The sequence below is a fragment of the Sulfitobacter sp. HI0040 genome, assembly GCF_001634885.1.
Taxonomy (GTDB): Bacteria; Pseudomonadota; Alphaproteobacteria; order Rhodobacterales; family Rhodobacteraceae; genus Sulfitobacter.
Genome location: NZ_LWEX01000457.1, coordinates 20,606 through 36,797, shown reverse-complemented (window position 1 = coordinate 36,797; position 16,192 = coordinate 20,606). Strand labels below are relative to the sequence as shown.

17 protein-coding genes and 1 riboswitch are annotated in these 16,192 nt (G+C 63.2%); of the genes, 5 read left to right on the top strand and 12 right to left on the bottom strand.

Translation table 11 applies throughout. The annotated features are described in order from the left end of the window. Both A3728_RS18970 and aroA read right to left on the bottom strand, forming a co-directional pair. Positions 1 to 449: (d)CMP kinase (locus A3728_RS18970; protein WP_067927457.1), on the bottom strand; the 449-nt coding region annotated here is incomplete at its 3' end. 2 nt (positions 450 to 451) lie between these two features. Then, positions 452 to 1,828 carry a 3-phosphoshikimate 1-carboxyvinyltransferase gene (gene aroA / locus A3728_RS18965; RefSeq protein WP_067927454.1) on the bottom strand — a complete coding sequence of 459 codons (1,377 nt, stop codon included), beginning with the start codon at positions 1,826 to 1,828 and terminating at the stop codon, positions 452 to 454. Positions 1,829 to 1,943: 115 nt separating this feature from the next. Here aroA and A3728_RS18960 point away from each other — a divergent pair, with 115 nt between their 5' ends. Continuing rightward, a complete protein-coding gene (locus tag A3728_RS18960) occupies positions 1,944 to 3,326 on the top strand; it encodes an NAD-dependent succinate-semialdehyde dehydrogenase (protein ID WP_067927453.1) in 1,383 nt (460 codons plus the stop codon). Positions 3,327 to 3,387: 61 nt separating this feature from the next. Here the strand turns inward: A3728_RS18960 and trmB are convergent, their stop codons facing one another. Then, positions 3,388 to 4,089, bottom strand: a complete 702-nt coding sequence (gene trmB / locus A3728_RS18955; protein ID WP_067927449.1) for a tRNA (guanine(46)-N(7))-methyltransferase TrmB — start codon at positions 4,087 to 4,089, stop codon at positions 3,388 to 3,390. A 105-nt stretch (positions 4,090 to 4,194) separates the two neighbouring features. Here trmB and A3728_RS18950 point away from each other — a divergent pair, with 105 nt between their 5' ends. After that, on the top strand, positions 4,195 to 4,824 hold the full coding sequence (locus tag A3728_RS18950; protein WP_067927446.1) for a glutathione S-transferase family protein: 630 nt from the start codon (positions 4,195 to 4,197) through the stop codon (positions 4,822 to 4,824). 39 nt (positions 4,825 to 4,863) lie between these two features. Here the strand turns inward: A3728_RS18950 and metK are convergent, their stop codons facing one another. The 8 genes from metK to miaB form a co-directional block, all read right to left on the bottom strand. Continuing rightward, a complete protein-coding gene (gene metK, locus A3728_RS18945) occupies positions 4,864 to 6,042 on the bottom strand; it encodes a methionine adenosyltransferase (RefSeq protein ID WP_067927444.1) in 1,179 nt (392 codons plus the stop codon). A 3-nt stretch (positions 6,043 to 6,045) separates the two neighbouring features. After that, positions 6,046 to 6,098: riboswitch (SAM-SAH riboswitch) on the bottom strand. Between the two features lie 39 nt (positions 6,099 to 6,137). Next, positions 6,138 to 7,640 (bottom strand): apolipoprotein N-acyltransferase, encoded by a 1,503-nt coding sequence (gene lnt / locus A3728_RS18940; protein WP_067927441.1) that lies wholly within the window; start codon positions 7,638 to 7,640, stop codon positions 6,138 to 6,140. Continuing rightward, positions 7,637 to 8,539 (bottom strand): hemolysin family protein, encoded by a 903-nt coding sequence (locus tag A3728_RS18935; protein WP_067927480.1) that lies wholly within the window; start codon positions 8,537 to 8,539, stop codon positions 7,637 to 7,639. Before A3728_RS18935 ends, lnt begins: the two co-directional genes overlap by 4 nt. 14 nt (positions 8,540 to 8,553) lie before the next feature. Further along, positions 8,554 to 9,078: an rRNA maturation RNase YbeY gene (gene ybeY, locus A3728_RS18930; protein ID WP_201722277.1), complete on the bottom strand. Its 525-nt coding sequence runs from the start codon at positions 9,076 to 9,078 to the stop codon at positions 8,554 to 8,556. Between the two features lie 76 nt (positions 9,079 to 9,154). After that, on the bottom strand, positions 9,155 to 10,147 hold the full coding sequence (locus A3728_RS18925) for a PhoH family protein (RefSeq protein ID WP_067927478.1): 993 nt from the start codon (positions 10,145 to 10,147) through the stop codon (positions 9,155 to 9,157). Between the two features lie 169 nt (positions 10,148 to 10,316). Next, the gene (locus A3728_RS18920; protein ID WP_201722276.1) at positions 10,317 to 10,640 is read right to left on the bottom strand and encodes a hypothetical protein; all 324 of its coding nucleotides are present in this window, start codon (positions 10,638 to 10,640) and stop codon (positions 10,317 to 10,319) included. A gap of 12 nt (positions 10,641 to 10,652) precedes the next feature. Further along, the gene (locus A3728_RS18915; protein ID WP_443069121.1) at positions 10,653 to 11,228 is read right to left on the bottom strand and encodes an OmpA family protein; all 576 of its coding nucleotides are present in this window, start codon (positions 11,226 to 11,228) and stop codon (positions 10,653 to 10,655) included. Between the two features lie 217 nt (positions 11,229 to 11,445). Next, a complete protein-coding gene (gene miaB, locus A3728_RS18910) occupies positions 11,446 to 12,765 on the bottom strand; it encodes a tRNA (N6-isopentenyl adenosine(37)-C2)-methylthiotransferase MiaB (RefSeq protein WP_067927437.1) in 1,320 nt (439 codons plus the stop codon). 111 nt (positions 12,766 to 12,876) lie between these two features. Here miaB and A3728_RS18905 point away from each other — a divergent pair, with 111 nt between their 5' ends. After that, entirely contained in the window at positions 12,877 to 13,746 is an 870-nt protein-coding gene (locus A3728_RS18905; RefSeq protein ID WP_067927435.1) for a hypothetical protein, read from the top strand. A gap of 84 nt (positions 13,747 to 13,830) precedes the next feature. Here A3728_RS18905 and irrA read toward each other — a convergent pair whose 3' ends face one another. Next, the gene (gene irrA / locus A3728_RS18900) at positions 13,831 to 14,250 is read right to left on the bottom strand and encodes an iron response transcriptional regulator IrrA (RefSeq protein ID WP_067927466.1); all 420 of its coding nucleotides are present in this window, start codon (positions 14,248 to 14,250) and stop codon (positions 13,831 to 13,833) included. Positions 14,251 to 14,406: 156 nt separating this feature from the next. Here irrA and fabA point away from each other — a divergent pair, with 156 nt between their 5' ends. Both fabA and fabB read left to right on the top strand, forming a co-directional pair. Then, positions 14,407 to 14,916 (top strand): bifunctional 3-hydroxydecanoyl-ACP dehydratase/trans-2-decenoyl-ACP isomerase, encoded by a 510-nt coding sequence (fabA, locus tag A3728_RS18895; protein WP_067927432.1) that lies wholly within the window; start codon positions 14,407 to 14,409, stop codon positions 14,914 to 14,916. A gap of 45 nt (positions 14,917 to 14,961) precedes the next feature. Continuing rightward, complete coding sequence (gene fabB, locus A3728_RS18890; protein WP_067927429.1) at positions 14,962 to 16,191, top strand: beta-ketoacyl-ACP synthase I; 1,230 nt, start codon at positions 14,962 to 14,964, stop codon at positions 16,189 to 16,191. Position 16,192 lies beyond the last annotated feature (1 nt).

The window sequence follows — 16,192 nt, the reverse complement described above, 5'->3', positions numbered from 1 at the left end:
AGCGTCAGACTATCCATCCCGCTCGCCACCAGTTCCGCGTGCCGCCGGGCCGCGCGCACCGGGGCGCTCGCCGTGACGAAAAGCTTCACCTGTGCCTGCGGGCAAATCACGGTCCCGATGTCCCGACCATCCAGCACGGCACCTCCTGCCCGCATGGCAAAGCTGCGCTGGAAATCCACCAGCGCCGCACGAACCGCGGGGATCGCCGCAACGCGGCTAGCTTCCTGCGCGACTTCGGGCGTGCGTAGGTTCAGCCGCTCCAAGTCTTCTCTGACAAGGGAGCGCGCGGCGTCTTCAGCGGCCATGCCCTCCAATGTCTTGGCCGCCACAGCCCGGTAAAGCAGCCCGGTATCGAGATGCGCAAAACCGTAATGCGCCGCCACCGCGCGTGAAATGGTCCCCTTACCCGAAGCGGCCGGCCCATCGATTGCCACGGTAAAACCCTGCATCGTCACGCCGCCCCCTGTGCGGCAGCGGCCGCATCGACCACGCTGATATCGGCACCAAGTTCATGCATAAGCGTCTCGAAGACGGGAAATGACGTGGCGATCGGGCCGCCATCGTCCACGCACACCGGCTGGCGCGCTGCCATGCCGAGGATCAGGAGGGACATCGCGATGCGGTGATCGAGATGGCTCTTGCACAGGGCGCCCCCTTCCACGCCTTGTGCACCGCGCCCTTCGACGGACCACCAGTCGGGGCCGTCTTCGACGGTAACGCCATTGGCGCGCAACCCCGCCGCCATCGCCGCGATCCGGTCGCTTTCCTTGACCCGCAGTTCCTTGACCCCGCGCATCATCGTCGTCCCCTTGGCGAAGGAGGCGACGACGGACAGCACCGGATATTCATCGATCATGCTCGCGGCGCGCTCCGGCGGCACATCAATACCACGCATCTCGGGCGAGTACTTCGCGCGCAGGTCGGCCACGGGTTCGCCACCCTCTTCGCGCATGTTCTCATAGGTCAGGTCCGCGCCCATGTCGCACAGGGTGGTAAACAGCCCCGCCCGTGTCGGGTTGAGCCCGATGCCGGGGACCAGCACATCGCTGCCCGGCACAATCAGGGCCGCGCAGACGGGAAAGGCGGCCGAGGAAGGATCGCGCGGGACGTCAATGCGCTGCGGGCGAAGCTCCGGCTGGCCAGTCAGGGTGATCACGCGGCCTTCGGATGTGTCTTCGACCGTGATCTCCGCGCCAAACCCCGCCAGCATGCGCTCGGTGTGGTCCCGCGTCGCCTCCGCCTCGATCACGATGGTTTGCCCCGGCGCGTTGAGCCCGGCGAGCAGAACGGCGGATTTGACCTGCGCCGAGGGCACCGGCACTTTGTAACGCACCGGTACCGGTTCATCGGCGCCAACAACCGTCATGGGCAGGCGCCCGCCGGAGCGTCCGACAGCACGCGCGCCGAATTCTGCCAGCGGATCTGTCACCCGCGCCATAGGCCGCCCGTTCAGGCTCGCATCGCCGGTGAAGGTGGCGGTGATGCCGGTCGTGGCCATCGCGCCCATGATCAACCGAACCCCGGTGCCCGAGTTTCCACAATCGATCACCTGATCGGGTTCAGCGAACCCTCCGACCCCAACACCGTGGACCGACCACTGCCCGCCGCCATGGTCCGTCACCTCCGCCCCGAAGGCGCGCATGGCGCGGGCGGTATCCAGCACGTCCTGCCCCTCGAGCAGACCGGAAATTTCCGTCTTGCCGACGCTGAGCGCCCCGAGGATCAGCGCCCGGTGGGAAATCGACTTGTCGCCCGGCACCCGCGCCGTTCCGCGCAGCGGCCCACAGGGGGAGGACATCATCGGGCGGGGTGTTCCATGGTTCGACATGAGGGCTCCTCGGCGTATTCCGGCTCACCTCTTAGCCCAGCCTTTCGCATGCGTCCATGGTTGGAACGGCCCGGCGGGGCGCCGTGTTGGGCCTTCGAACATTAAGGAGATCATCATGAGCAATTCGTTTGATACGATAGACCCGACCAACGGCCAGAAAATCGCCACCCATACCTATCTGGACGATGCTGAATTGGAAAACCGCATCCAGGCCTGTCACGACGCCTTCCGCGATTGGCGCCTCAAATCCCATGAGGATCGCGGCAAGGTATTGAAGGCGATCGGCCAGGGATTGCGCAACCGCAAGGACGAACTGGCAGAGCTGATGACCCGCGAGATGGGCAAGCTGCTCAGTCAGTCGAAACAGGAAATCGAGCTTTGCGCAGGTATCTGCGACTACACGGCGGAACAGGGCCCCAAGGTTCTGGCGTCAGAAGACAGGGACATTCAGAATGGCAAACGGGGCCGCGTGGTACATGCCCCTATCGGCGTGATCTATGGCATCCAGCCCTGGAACTTCCCCTGCTATCAGGTTGTCCGCTATTCGATCGCGAACCTGATGGCGGGCAACGGCGTGCTGTTGAAACATGCCTCGAACGTGGCAGGCTCTGGCCAATTGCTGGAAGAGATTTACCGCGACGCCGGGCTGCCTGACGGGCTGTTTTCCGCGCTCATCATCAGCCACGATCAATCCGACCGCGTGATCGAACATGAACGCGTCCGCGGTGTGACACTGACAGGCAGCCCGAACGCCGGACGCGACATCGCTCAGAAGGCGGGCAAGGTTCTCAAGAAGACTGTCCTCGAACTCGGCTCCAACGACGCCTATCTGGTTCTCTCGGATGCCGACGTCGAAAAGGCGGCCAAGATCTGCGTCACGGGCCGCATCTACAACAACGGTGAAACCTGCGTGGCCGCCAAACGCTTCATCGTTGCCGACAGCGTCTACGAGGATTTCCAGAGAGCGTTCGTCGAAGGCATGAAAAACGTCACCGCCGGGGATCCCACCCAGAAAGGATCCGACATCGGCCCCATGGCCCGCAAGGATCTGCGCGACGACCTGCATAAACAGGTCGAGGAAAGTGTCGACAAGGGCGCGCGGGTTCTCTGCGGCGGTGAACTGCCCAAGGGCGACGGCTACTACTATCCCGCGACCGTACTCGGCAATGTGGAGCCCGGCCAGCCCGCCTATGACGACGAATTGTTCGGTCCGGTGGCATCGCTTATCCGCGCGAAAGACGATGAAGACGCCATGCGGATCGCCAACGACAGCAAGTTCGGACTGGGCGGCGGCATCATCTCCAAGAACGTCGAGCGCGCCGTCGAACTGGCTGCGACCGAATTCGATACCGGCATGGTCTTCATCAACGGCTTCGGCCTCGCCACGCCCAACATGCCCTTCGGCGGTGTGAAGGATTCCGGCTACGGCCGGGAACACGGCGGCTTCGGGATGCTGGAGTTCACCAATACGAAAGCCGTGCTCGTCATGGACGAATGACCGCTTTCCAAATGGTCTGAAATCCTCGGGGGGTCCGGGGGGCAGACAGCCCCCCGGGCTCTCATTTCTTGCGGAAGGTCAGATAATGGGGCACGCGGCCCTCCCGCAGGGCCTTTTTCTCATACCGGGTGGGCAACCAGTCTTCCCAAGGCTCACGCCAGTCCGCCGGGCGCTCGGCGAGCCATTCAAATCCCTGTCGCGGGACTTCCTCCAACGTCTGGCGAACGTAGTCCTCGATGTCCGTGGCCACCCGGAAAATCGCGCCCGGCTTCAGGACCCGCGCCAGCGGGGCGAGATGCTCCTCGGTGACGAAACGCCTGCGATGGTGCCGCGTCTTGGGCCATGGGTCCGGGTAGAGCAGGAAGGCGCGCGCAATCGAGGCGTCGGGCAAGACGTCGAAAAGGTCCCGCGCGTCCCCCGGGTGAATGGCAAGGTTTCCGACCCCGGCCCGCCGGATCTTTCCAAGCAGCATCGCCACCCCGTTGATGTAGGGTTCGCAGCCGATGATCCCCACGTCAGGGTTATGTTGCGCCTGATGGACAAGGTGTTCCCCGCCCCCGAAACCAACCTCAAGCCAGACGGGGCGTTGGCCGAAAAGTCCGGCCAGATCGAGCGGCGCGCGCTCCGGGTTCGCATCCCAACTGACGGGACCGGGCGACAGCGCCTCCAGATCCTCGTCTAGATAGGTACGTTGCGATTTCTTCAGGGCCTTGCCCTTCAGGCGGCCATAGAAGTTGCGGCGGGGGCGTTCTGGACGTGTCATGGGGGGTCTCTAGCCTGCACCCGGCGCTTTCGCAACGGCGGGCTTGTGCCGGGGTGTTCAACGCCGCGGGCACGTCCTATCGTCGCCGCGAAAGAGGAGACTTCGATGATATTTTACGATTGCGCCACGGCACCCAGCCCCCGCAGGGCCCGCATGTTCATTGCCGAAAAAGGGTTGAAACCCGAAATCCGGCAAATCGATCTGGCCAAGGGGGAGCATCTTTCAGATGCCTTCCGGAGCGTGAACCCCAGCGCCACCGTACCGGTCCTGATCACTGACTCGGGGCTTGCCCTGACGGAGAACAACGGAATCGTCAGCTATATCGAAGCGGAACACCCCGGCCCTGCGCTACTGGGGGAAACTGCCGAGCAGAAAGGCCTTGTGGCGCAATGGAATGCCCTCGCGGAACAGCGGGGCGGCCAGCCGATCGCCGAGGCCCTGCGCAACGGCAATCCAGCCATGAAGGGCAGGGCACTGACTGGCCCGGTAAACTTCGAGCAGATCCCCGCCCTCGCGGAACGGGGTCTGCAACGCGTGGGCCTTTACTTCGATCTGCTCGAAGAACGCCTGTCGGAAACCCCCTACCTTGCCGGAGAGACATTCACATGGGCCGATATCTCGGCCTATGTCTTTGCCGATTTCGCCCGCGTGGTGCGCATGCGCATCCCCGAAGGGCACACGGCTACCCGCGCGTGGTTCGACCGGATCGCCGAGCGACCGAGCGCCAGCGCGTAATCCCGGGCGCGCGCTGGAAGGCGCGCGCCCTCAGGTCCATCACATGGCCGATTGAAGCGCTTCAGCGAGGTCGGTCCGTTCCCAGCTGAAACCGCCGTCTGCTTCTGGGGCCCGCCCGAAATGACCGTAGGCCGCCGTCCGCTGATAGATGGGACGGTTGAGGTCCAGGTGCTGGCGGATGCCGCGCGGGGTCAGGTCCATGACCTTGCGGATCGCGCGTTCGATCTGGGCGTCGTCCTCGCCGGTGCCGTAGGTATCGCAATAGATCGACAGCGGCTGGCTCACCCCGATGGCATAGCTGAGCTGGATGGAACATTTCCGCGCCAGCCCACCGGCCACCACGTTCTTGGCGAGGTAGCGCGCCGCATAGGCCGCGGAGCGGTCCACCTTGGTCGGATCCTTGCCCGAGAACGCGCCCCCTCCGTGCGGGGCCGCGCCGCCGTATGTGTCGACGATGATCTTGCGCCCGGTGAGGCCCGCATCACCGTCCGGGCCCCCGATCACGAAAACGCCTGTCGGATTGACGTGCCAAACGGTGTCGTCGTCGATCCAGCCCTCGGGCAGAACCTCGCGGATATAGGGCTCCACGATGTCACGGATATCTGCGCTGGTCTGGCTTTCATGTTCGTGCTGCGTGGACAGCACGATGGACGTCACGCCCACGGGTTTGCCGTTTTCGTACCGCACCGAAAGCTGGCTCTTGGCATCGGGCCGCAGGGTCGGTTCCGTACCGTTCTTGCGCACCTCTGCCAGCCGCCGCAGGATCGCATGGGCGTAATGGATGGGGGCCGGCATGAGTTCCGGCGTTTCCTGCGTGGCGAAACCGAACATGATGCCCTGATCGCCGGCACCCTCTTCCTTGTCGCTGCGCGCATCCACACCTTGCGCGATATGGGCGGATTGCGGATGCAGCAGGTTGGTGATCTCGCAGGTCGCGTGATGGAACTCATCCTGTTCATAACCAATGTCGCGGATGCAGTCGCGCGCGATCCCTTCGATCCGGTCCATGTACTGGTTGAGCTTCGCGCGATCCGACAGGCCCACTTCGCCCCCGATCACGACGCGGTTGGTGGTCGCGAAGGTTTCCGCTGCGACCCGGGCTTCGGGTTCCTCCGCGAGAAACGCGTCGAGGACAGCGTCCGAAATCCGGTCGCAGACCTTGTCCGGGTGGCCCTCGGAAACGGATTCCGAGGTGAAGATGTAGTTCTGACGGGACATATGTGCTCCGATTGAAATGCGTTAATTGCCACGTCAGGAAGCCGTTGTGGCAAGCGTAAAAGCTGGTTATCCCCCGCCCGTGGGGGGGTCAACCGTTAACTCCGGCGACTGCGGAACCGTTGCACCGCCGCCGCTGCAACAAGCAGCGCGGCCAGCAGCGCCAGCGGCAGATCCCCCATGCGGCTGTAGAGCGTCGGCGGCAGCGGCTCAGGCAGCGGAACGTCGAGGAAGCCCGCTTCGTTGAGGGGCAAGAGCTCGATCACCCGTCCGCGCGGATCGATCATGGCGGAAACGCCGGTATTGGCCGCCCGGGCCAGCGGCAGCCCCTGTTCGATGGCCCGCATACGGGCTTGCGCCAGATGCTGTAGCGGCCCGGCACCCTTGCCGAACCACGCGTCATTGGTGATCTGGATCAGGAAATCCGGTCGTTCGGGCGCGGCGCCCACATCATGCGGAAAGACCGCTTCGTAGCAGATAAGCGGCAGTGCCCGCCCCATCTCGCCGAAATCGAGCATCTTTGGGCCTGCGCCCTTGGAATAGCCGAACCCTTCGCCCGCGGCGAGGCCATAGATACCGACCTTTGCCAGCAGATCGCCGAAGGGCATGTATTCGCCGTATGGCACCAGATGGTGCTTGTCATAAATCTGTTCCGGCGTCCCGTCAGGCCCCAGCACGGCGGAGGAATTGTAAAAGCGGTTATCCTCGCTCCGTTGAAGCCCAAGCATTACCGTGGCGGAACCGCCAGCCAGCGCGATCTGGTCCAGTGCGGTTTGCGCGTTTTCCAGTGACCACGGTATCGCAGTTTCCGACCAGATCACCAGATCGGGGGCACGCCCGCCCGCCCCCGGGGCGGCGGTGAAGTCGATCTGGCGGCGGAAATGGACCTCCACCAGATCGGGCTGCCACTTGTCGCGCTGCGCGATATTGGGTTGCACAAGGCGCACGATCGGCCGGTCAGGCGCGATAACGGGTTCGGAAGAAGTGGCAGGCAGGAACGTCCCCGCCAAAGCTGTGGCGATGACGGCCCCCTGCCCGGCCCGGGCCTGCCACGAAAGCCGCCCCGGCACAGAAAGCGCCACGGCCAGTGCCATTACCGCGGTGCTGAGCGCATAGGGCCCGGCCCATGCCATGGATTGCCCCGCCAGCGTATCGACAAAGGCCTGCGCCGGCATGCCCCAGGCAAAGCCGGTAAAGGCATAGGCCCGGGCCATTTCGGCCAGCGGAAAACACAGGATCAAAGGCCATGCACTTTTGCGGGACAAGGCGCGGGCAGCCATGAAAGCCAAGCCCCAGTAGGAGGCCATGAAGCCGGCAAGCAGGATCAGCGCGAAGGGGGCCATCCACCCGTGCCGGGCGGCATCCACCATGAAAGGTGAGATCAGCCATTGCAGCACATGAACGAAATACCCGGTTCCGAAGGCCCAGCCGAACAGGCCAGCGCGAACCGGCGTCAGCCGGAGGGGGTAGAGGAACAGAACGGCGGTGAACCCCGCGAGCAGCACGATAGGCAGATCGTAGGGCGCCTGCCCAAAGCCCGCGATCCCCCCGAGGATCGCCGCCAGCAGAATCTGCAACCTTCCGTTTTCGGCAAGATTCATCCGTTGGGACCCTGCGTGCGTACACGCAGGCGTTTGATCCGGCGGGGGTCCGCCTCGATCACCTCGAACTCAGGCCCATCAGGGTGCAGCACGACTTCGCCGCGCGCGGGCACCCGGCCGGACAGCATGAAGACCAGACCCCCGAGGGTGTCGATCTCCTCCTCGTCCACATCGTCATGGTCGGTCAGGGAATGGCCGATCTCCGCCTCGAAGTCTTCCAGCGGTGTCTTGGCGAGTGCCAGATAGGTACCGGGCTTTTCGACCGTCCAGTACTTGCCTTCATCGACGTCGTGTTCGTCCTCGATCTCGCCGATGACCTGTTCGATCAGATCCTCGATCGTCACCAATCCATCGACCCCGCCGTATTCGTCGATCACCAGTGCCATGTGCCGCCGTTCGGCCTGCATCTTGGTAAGCAGCACACCGATGGTCATCGAAGGCGGCACGAAGACCAGCGGGCGCAGCAGGGCCTTGAGATCGAAAGGCGTGTTCGCAGCACCATTGAAACCGTGCGTGAGCGCCAGATCCTTCAGGTGGGCCATGCCAACGGGCGTATCGAGGGTGCCGTCATAGACGGGCAGACGCGTCAGACCACTTTCGCGAAAGACGGCCACAAGCTCGTCAAGGTCGGAGGTCACGGGGACCGCGGTGATGTCGGCCTTCGGAATGGCCACGTCATCGACGCGTTTCCGGCGCAGATTGATCATGCCTCGGAAAGAGACGCTGTCTTCCTGACCTGTCTCCATTTCCTCTTCCTCGGCCTCAGAGGGGCTCAGCGCCTCCATCACGCGGGAGAAGAACCCCCCTGATCGTGCGCCGCCGTCATCTGATTGTTGGTCCGTTTCGATGTCCGAAGGCGCGCGCTGCGCTGCTTCGGACGATCCATCGTTATCGCCCATCGGGTCCTGTCCGGTCATTCTGGCGGGTCCTGTTCCGCCGTATTGGATCTATATGGATCATCGATGCCCATTTTGCCAAGTATTTCGCTTTCGAGCCCTTCCATGAGCACGGCGTCGGCGTCCTCTTCGTGGTCATACCCCAGAAGATGCAGAACGCCGTGCACCAGCAGATGTGTCACATGCGCCTCGAAGGTCAACCGGCCCGCCTGCGCTTCTTTCAGACAAGTTTCATAGGCAAGCGCAATATCGCCGAGTTCGATACTGCCGTCATGCCCCGGCTGCGGGGTATCGGGACGGCCCCCCGGGATCTCCGCGCCCCGTTCCTCTGCCGGCCATGACAGCACATTGGTAGGCACCGGTTTGCCGCGGAAATCCGCGTTGAGCACGGCGATCCGCGCGTCGTCGCAGGCCAGCAGGGAAAGCTCGGGTTCCTCCGCTTCGATGCCCAAATGGGCAAGGGTCCGGGCGGTGGCATCCCGTACCAGCCCTGCAAGGTCCAGCGCCCCCCAGCGGGAGTCTTCAATCACGATCTCGGTCATTGCGTTCAGCCCGGGCGGGGGCCAGCCCCCACACCCCCGAAGTATTTGAGATCATGAGAAAGGGACCACAGCCTGATCATGCGTGCCCGGCATCGGCTTCGTAGGCTTCGATGATGGCCGCGACCAGCGGGTGGCGCACAACGTCCTTCGAGGTGAAGTAGTTGAAACCGATCCTCGGAATGTCACCCAAGAGCCGCTCGGCATCCGCGAGGCCTGATGCCTGACCGCGCGGCAGGTCGATCTGGGTGCGGTCCCCGGTGATCACCATGCGAGAGCCCTGCCCCAGCCGGGTGAGGAACATCTTCATCTGCATTGTCGTGGCGTTCTGCGCCTCGTCCAGCACGACGAAGGCGTTGCTGAGCGTACGGCCCCGCATGAAGGCGAGCGGCGCGATTTCGATCCGCTTGTCTTCCAGCAGCTTCGCCAGTTGCTTTCCGGGCAGGAAATCATTCAGCGCGTCGTAGAGCGGCTGCATGTAGGGATCGACCTTGTCCTTCATGTCGCCCGGCAGATAGCCGAGCTTCTCGCCCGCCTCTACCGCGGGGCGCGACAGGATGATCCGGTCCACATGTCCGCCGATGAACATGGAAACGCCGACCGCCACGGCAAGATAGGTCTTGCCCGTGCCTGCAGGGCCGATGCCGAAGGCCAGTTCATTGTCGAAGAGCGATTGCACATAGGCTTTCTGGGCGGCTGTACGCGGCTCGACCCGCTTCTTGCGCGTCTGGATCTCCACCCCGCCCGCGATGGGCATTTCCAGCTGGTCGCCGTCGCGCACGCCGGTGCCCGCCTCTGACTGGCCCATGCGCAACATGCTGTCCACATCCGCCGCCTCGACGGAGCGACCCCCTTCGAGCCGGGTGTAGAGCGCATTGAGCACCTGTTCCGCCTGTGCGGCCGCCTCGGGCTCGCCCATGATGGAAAGGTGATTGCCGCGGCGTACGATTTGCACCTCCAGCGCCTTTTCGATCGCAGCCAGATGGGCGTCATAGGCGCCGCAGAGATCGATCAGCAGCCGATTGTCGGGAAATTCTATCGCCTTTTCGGCGGGTGCCGCCGGAGGGGTCATGAGGTCGCTTGTGGCCAAGTGGTGCTCCTTGGAAGGGGGTATGAAGGAAAGATATAGGTGATCCCCCGGGCGCGTGCAGCCCCGGAAGACAGGAAATGGGTCCTTGCGCACAAAAAAGGCCGGAGCGCGAAACGCTCCGGCCGAAAGCTGCCAGCACTCCGGGCCAAGCCTAGTTCGGATCCGGGATGTAGGAACCGCCCTTGAAATCGCCGACGGTGTGGGTGGGCGGTGCAACGCCGGAGCAGACCGGCTTGCCGAACTTGTCGAGCCGCGCCGAAAGGTAGCCTTCGACGCCATCGTCGATGATCCAGTGATCGCAGCCGTTGGGATCGACCCAGATACCGGCCTGAAGCTGCGACAGATGCTTTTTGTCGATGCCCCGGTCGACCGTCTTGTCAGACGGATATCCCCGCACCAGCCCGCCTTCGTAATCGGCGCAGGCCGACAGTCCCAGCGCGCAGGTGGTGACCATGATGATCTTGGTATGAATCACTTTGTAGTCCCCTCAGCGAATGCAGATGATTTCGACACGACGGTTCTTTGCCATCCCCAGAGCCGTGGCGTTGGAGGCCGCAGGCATCCGTTCGCCATAGCCGCGCACGTCGGCGATACGTGCGCCGGTGGCCTGCGCCACCGCCGCGACCGAATTGGCGCGGTTCAGCGACAGGCGCATGTTGTAGGCGTCAGATGCCCGGCTGTCGGTGTGACCGGTGATGATGTAGGACACCGCGCCGGTGGTGCGGAAGAAATCCGCCAGCCGCGCCTTGCCCTGCGGATGGATACGGAAACTGTCCGTGGCAAAGAACTGATCCGTATTCATGACCCCGCAGACATTGCCCCGGCGGCAGACCGGAATGCCCTGACGGTTCGTATGCGGCGTCATATAACCTTCGGCACCGTCATCCATGACCCAATGTTCGCAACCGTCCGGATCGACCCAGATCGTCGGCAGGTAGATCCCCTGATCCCGTCCACCTTGGGACGGGGTCTGCGCGCTGGCAACGCTCGTCTGCAGACCCAGGGCGGCGATCATGGCCAGCCCTGCCAGCCCGCGTGCCGCTTTGGTAATCGCATTCACCACAGCAATTTTCCTTGTCCTGTTCCCCCGAAAAGGGTTCCTGCCCGCGGTTGTGGCCCGCGGCAGCCCCCGTATCACGAACAGATTAGGTAAAATTTGAGACGCTGTGAAGCACACATTGTCCCATTTTGTGTTTAATTTTGAAACATTACCCAGATGTTGCCCCGGAACGGTTCCCGGGCGAATACAATTGCGGGCACGCCAAGCGGAGTGACTGGGGCTAAAGTTGACGCGCAGTCAACGAGTTGGTCTGGGCGGCCACGATTCTCACAAGAACAACCTCGCCCACGGCGGCTGTGGCATCCTCAATATGCACCGCGTGCAGATATTCCGACTTTCCGACCATCTGCCCCGGCTTCCGACCCGGCTTTTCCACGAGCACCGAAAGGTCGCGGCCCACCATTTCCTGCTGGATGCTCTGTTGTTGCCCGGTGATCAGCGCCTGCAGCTTCTGAAGCCGCGCATCCGCCACCTCTGCAGGAACCTGCGGGCGTTCGGCCGCGGGCGTCCCGGGGCGGGAGGAATATTTGAAGGAATAGGCGTAACCGTAGCGGACCTGCCGGACGAGCTCCATCGTCGCGTCGAAATCGGCATCGGTCTCCTCCGGGAAGCCGACGATGAAATCGCCGGACATGACGATATCGGGGCGGGCCGCGCGGATACGTTCGATGAGGCGCAGATAGCTTTCGGCGGTATGGCTTCGGTTCATGCGCTTGAGCATACGGTCCGAGCCTGACTGCACCGGCAGATGCAGATATGGCATCAACTTGTCCACCTCGCCATGGGCGGCGATCAGTTCGTCGTCCATGTCATTGGGGTGGCTTGTGGTATAGCGGATACGCTCCAGCCCGTCGATCCGGTCAAGCTCCCGGATCAGCGCGGCCAGCGTCATGTCGCCCGCGGGGCCAGCCCCGTGATAGGCATTGACGTTCTGGCCCAGCAGCGTGATCTCCCGGACGCCCCTTTCCACCAGATCGCGCGCCTCTTCGAGGACGCGATCCGCCGGCCGGCTCACCTCTGCGCCGCGGGTATAGGGTACGACGCAGAAGGCGCAGAATTTGTCGCAGCCTTCCTGCACGGTCAGAAACGCCGAAGGCGCCCGCCGGGCCTTTGGACGTTTTGCAAGATGCGCGAATTTGTCCTCTTCGGGAAAATCGGTATCGAGCGCCGAGCGCCCTTCGCGCAGGCGCGCCTCCATCTGTGGCAGACGGTGGTATGACTGCGGCCCCACCACGAGGTCGACAGCCGGCTGGCGGCGCATGATCTCTTCGCCTTCGGCCTGGGCCACGCAACCGGCGACACCGATCTTGAGGTCCGGGTTCGCTTCCTTCAGCGGCTTCAGCCGCCCCAGTTCGGAATAGACCTTCTCCGCCGCCTTTTCACGAATGTGACAGGTATTGAGCAGGATCATATCCGCCTCGGCGGCTGTCTGCGTCTGGACGTAGCCCTGCCCGCCCAGCGCTTCGGCCATGCGTTCGCTGTCATAGACATTCATCTGGCAGCCGTAGGTCTTGATGAACAGCTTCTTCGGGGCGGTCATAGCAACATCCCTGTCCGATGTGGGGGAGAGCGCCATCTAGCAAAGCGCGGCGCACCTTGCAATGGAGGGCGATTTGACCGAGGTTGCGCCAAAGGAAAAACGGGCGGGCGCATGCGCTACAAGACATTGGACCAGTTCGTGCGGGAGGGGGCCAAGCACCTTGCCAAGGGCCCGAACGCGGTGATCCTCGTGGAAGACGACGTGGAGGTCGCCACTACGCTCAGACATCACCAGCAGGCCGGGTTCGTCAACGTGGTTGCCCTGATGCCCGAAGCCTTCGACCTGCCGCGCGACCTCGCCGTGGGGGTGCACCGGGTGGATTACGATACCTCCGGCCCGGAGGCGCTCGTGTATGCGGTCAATCAACTGATCGAGGCCGCGCCCGGCCAATGGTTCTATTACGGCTACAACGCTGAATACCTGTTCCACCCCTTTTGCGAAACGCGCAACGTATCGGAGATGCTGGCCTTCCATACCGAAGAACGCCGCGATGCGATGCTGACCTATGTGATTGACCTCTATGCGGAAGATTTGGCGGCTCATCCCGATGCCGTATCGCTCGACACCGCGCATATGGACCGGTCAGGCTACTATGCGCTCGCGCGGAAGGACCCGGACAATCACGGCCACCCCAAGGAGCGCCAGCTCGATTTTTTCGGCGGGCTGAAATGGCGCTACGAGGAACACGTGCCGCAGGCCCGGCGCAAGATCGACCGCATCGCCCTTTTCCGCGCCAAGCCGGGGCTACGCCTGCGCCCGGACGACACTTTCAACGACGAAGAATATAACACCTACGCCTGCCCGTGGCACCATAATATCACCGCGGCGGTCTGCTCATTCCGCACGGCGAAGGCGCTCAAGATCAATGCCGGCAGCACCGAAGCCATCACGAGTTTCAAATGGCACAATTCAGCGCCCTTCGAATGGCATTCACGTCAATTGTTGGATCTGGGGCTGATGGAACCGGGCCAGTGGTTCTAAGGGGTAGTAGCGAATGGTGCTAGTGGGTTTTGTGCCCGTGCTCGAAAGCATAGCCACCTCCGAAAGCCCCTTCCACCTCTGAAGTCAGCCTTTCCGCCGCAGGCGGATGACCACGTCTACCGACGCGATTTCAGCGCCTTCCGGCGCGTCGGGCACCTGCGCGATCACCAGTTCGTCCGATGGGGCATCTGTCAGCCGGCCTTCGTCTTCCCAGTAGAAATGTGGGTGGTCATGGGTATTGGTATCGAAGTAACTCTTAGAACCGTCGACCGTGACTTCCTGCAACAGCCCCGCGTCACAGAAGGTACGCAGCGTGTTGTAAACCGTCGCCAGTGACACACCGTCGCCCTGACCACGGGCGGCATCGAAAAGGCTTTCGGCGGTGACATGACGGTGCTGGCCGTCCCCGATCAGGAGGCCCGCCAGCGTCGCGCGCTGCCGCGTCGGACGCACACCGGCCTTCGCCAGCCAGCGTTCACCTTTCTGTCGCATCTCGTCGGTCATATGCATCCCGGTGCCCTCTGCCCCCTATATAGGTCGGACAAACAGCGATCTTCAATGGAAAATGCCGAATTTGTCCTATGGTACTCGCCCTTGCGGGACGGCCACCCGCAATGTTAGATCACGCCGAACCGCAAGTTCCCAAGGAGACGCGCTTTCATGGCCGATTACCCCACCAGCTTTGACAAGGAGGCGTTGCTCGCCTGTGCCCGTGGCGAACTCTTCGGCCCCGGCAACGCGCAGCTGCCTGCCCCGCCGATGCTGATGATGGACCGGATCACCGACGTTTCCGCCGATGGCGGCACGCATGGCAAGGGACATATCACCGCCGAATTCGACATCACGCCGGACCTGTGGTTTTTCGAATGTCATTTCCCGGGCAACCCGATCATGCCCGGCTGCCTCGGGCTCGACGGGCTGTGGCAGTTGACGGGCTTCAACCTCGGCTGGCGCGGCTGGCAGGGGCGCGGCTACGCGCTCGGCGTAGGGGAGGTGAAGCTGACCGGCATGGTCCGGCCCGATCGCAAGATGCTGACCTACAAGATCGATTTCACCAAGGCGATCCAGACCCGCCGGCTGACCATGGGCGTCGCCGACGGCATCGTGGAAGCCGACGGAGAGGTGATCTATCAGGTCAAGGACATGAAAGTGGCGTTGTCGGAAAGCTGACCGCTGCGCTAGAGTGACCCCCGAACAGAGAAACAGGAGTGCGCCATGCGCCGCGTCGTCGTCACAGGGCTGGGCATTGTCTCGTCCATCGGAAACAACGCCGAAGAGGTTCTTGCCGCGCTGAAAAGCGGCAAATCCGGTATCGAGGCCAGCCCCGAGATGGCGGAACACGGGTTCCGCAGCCGCGTGGCAGGCACGATCAAGCTGGATGTGGCGGACCACGTGGACAAGCGCACGCTGCGCTTCATGGGGCCGGGCGCGGCCTATGCCTATATCGCCATGCAGCAGGCAATCGCCGATGCCAGGCTGAAAGAGGACACCATCAGCAACCCCCGCACGGGCCTGATCGCGGGGTCCGGCGGGCCATCGACGAGTGCAATGAAAACCGCGCATGACACCGTGGACAAAACGGGTGCCACCAAGCGGATCGGGCCTTTCGCCGTGCCGAAATGCATGTCCTCCACAGTCAGTGCGAACCTCAGCACCGCCTACCAGATCAAGGGCATCAATTATTCGATCACCTCTGCCTGTTCCACGTCGCTGCATTGCATCGGATCGGCCGCCGAGCAGATCATGCTGGGCAAGCAGGACGTCATGTTTGCAGGTGGCGGGGAAGAGCTGGACTGGACGCTGTCCTGCCTGTTCGATGCGATGGGCGCCATGAGCAGCAAGTACAACGACACGCCCGAAAAGGCGTCGCGCGCCTTCGATGCGAACCGCGACGGTTTCGTCATCACCGGCGGCGGCGGCATCGTGGTGCTGGAATCGCTTGAACACGCGCAGGCGCGCGGCGCTAAAATCTATGCGGAAGTGACAGGCTTCGCTGCCACGTCGGACGGGCACGACATGGTCGCCCCCTCGGGCGAAGGCGGTGCCCGCGCCATGCAGCTTGCGCTGGATACCCTGCCCGAAGGTCGCAAGGTCAGCTATATCAACGCCCATGGCACCTCTACCCCCGTCGGCGACGTGGGCGAGATCGAAGCCGTGCGCCGGGTCTTCGGCGACGGCACGACGCCGCCGGTATCCTCCACCAAGTCGATGACCGGCCATGGACAGGGGGCCGCGGGCGCAATGGAGGCGATCTTCTGCCTTCTGATGCTGGAGCATGACTTCATCACCCCCTCGATCAACGTCGAAACGCTGGACCCTGCGCTGAAGCCGGAAGAAATCGCGACGGAACTGGTGGAAAACGCGGGCCTCGACAGCGTGATGACAAATTCCTTCGGCTTTGGCGGCACCAACGGATCCATGATCCTTTCGAAATTCAAAGAGTGAG

Excerpts from the sequence above, each read along its gene's own strand:
- aroA (WP_067927454.1), bottom strand. The coding sequence starts at position 1,828 with ATGTCGAACCATGGAACACCCCGCCCGATGATGTCCTCCCCCTGTGGG.
- A3728_RS18960 (WP_067927453.1), top strand. The coding sequence starts at position 1,944 with ATGAGCAATTCGTTTGATACGATAGACCCGACCAACGGCCAGAAAATC.
- trmB (WP_067927449.1), bottom strand. The coding sequence starts at position 4,089 with ATGACACGTCCAGAACGCCCCCGCCGCAACTTCTATGGCCGCCTGAAG.
- A3728_RS18950 (WP_067927446.1), top strand. The coding sequence starts at position 4,195 with ATGATATTTTACGATTGCGCCACGGCACCCAGCCCCCGCAGGGCCCGC.
- metK (WP_067927444.1), bottom strand. The coding sequence starts at position 6,042 with ATGTCCCGTCAGAACTACATCTTCACCTCGGAATCCGTTTCCGAGGGC.
- lnt (WP_067927441.1), bottom strand. The coding sequence starts at position 7,640 with ATGAATCTTGCCGAAAACGGAAGGTTGCAGATTCTGCTGGCGGCGATC.
- A3728_RS18935 (WP_067927480.1), bottom strand. The coding sequence starts at position 8,539 with ATGGGCGATAACGATGGATCGTCCGAAGCAGCGCAGCGCGCGCCTTCG.
- ybeY (WP_201722277.1), bottom strand. The coding sequence starts at position 9,078 with ATGACCGAGATCGTGATTGAAGACTCCCGCTGGGGGGCGCTGGACCTT.
- A3728_RS18925 (WP_067927478.1), bottom strand. The coding sequence starts at position 10,147 with ATGACCCCTCCGGCGGCACCCGCCGAAAAGGCGATAGAATTTCCCGAC.
- miaB (WP_067927437.1), bottom strand. The coding sequence starts at position 12,765 with ATGACCGCCCCGAAGAAGCTGTTCATCAAGACCTACGGCTGCCAGATG.
- A3728_RS18905 (WP_067927435.1), top strand. The coding sequence starts at position 12,877 with ATGCGCTACAAGACATTGGACCAGTTCGTGCGGGAGGGGGCCAAGCAC.
- irrA (WP_067927466.1), bottom strand. The coding sequence starts at position 14,250 with ATGACCGACGAGATGCGACAGAAAGGTGAACGCTGGCTGGCGAAGGCC.
- fabA (WP_067927432.1), top strand. The coding sequence starts at position 14,407 with ATGGCCGATTACCCCACCAGCTTTGACAAGGAGGCGTTGCTCGCCTGT.
- fabB (WP_067927429.1), top strand. The coding sequence starts at position 14,962 with ATGCGCCGCGTCGTCGTCACAGGGCTGGGCATTGTCTCGTCCATCGGA.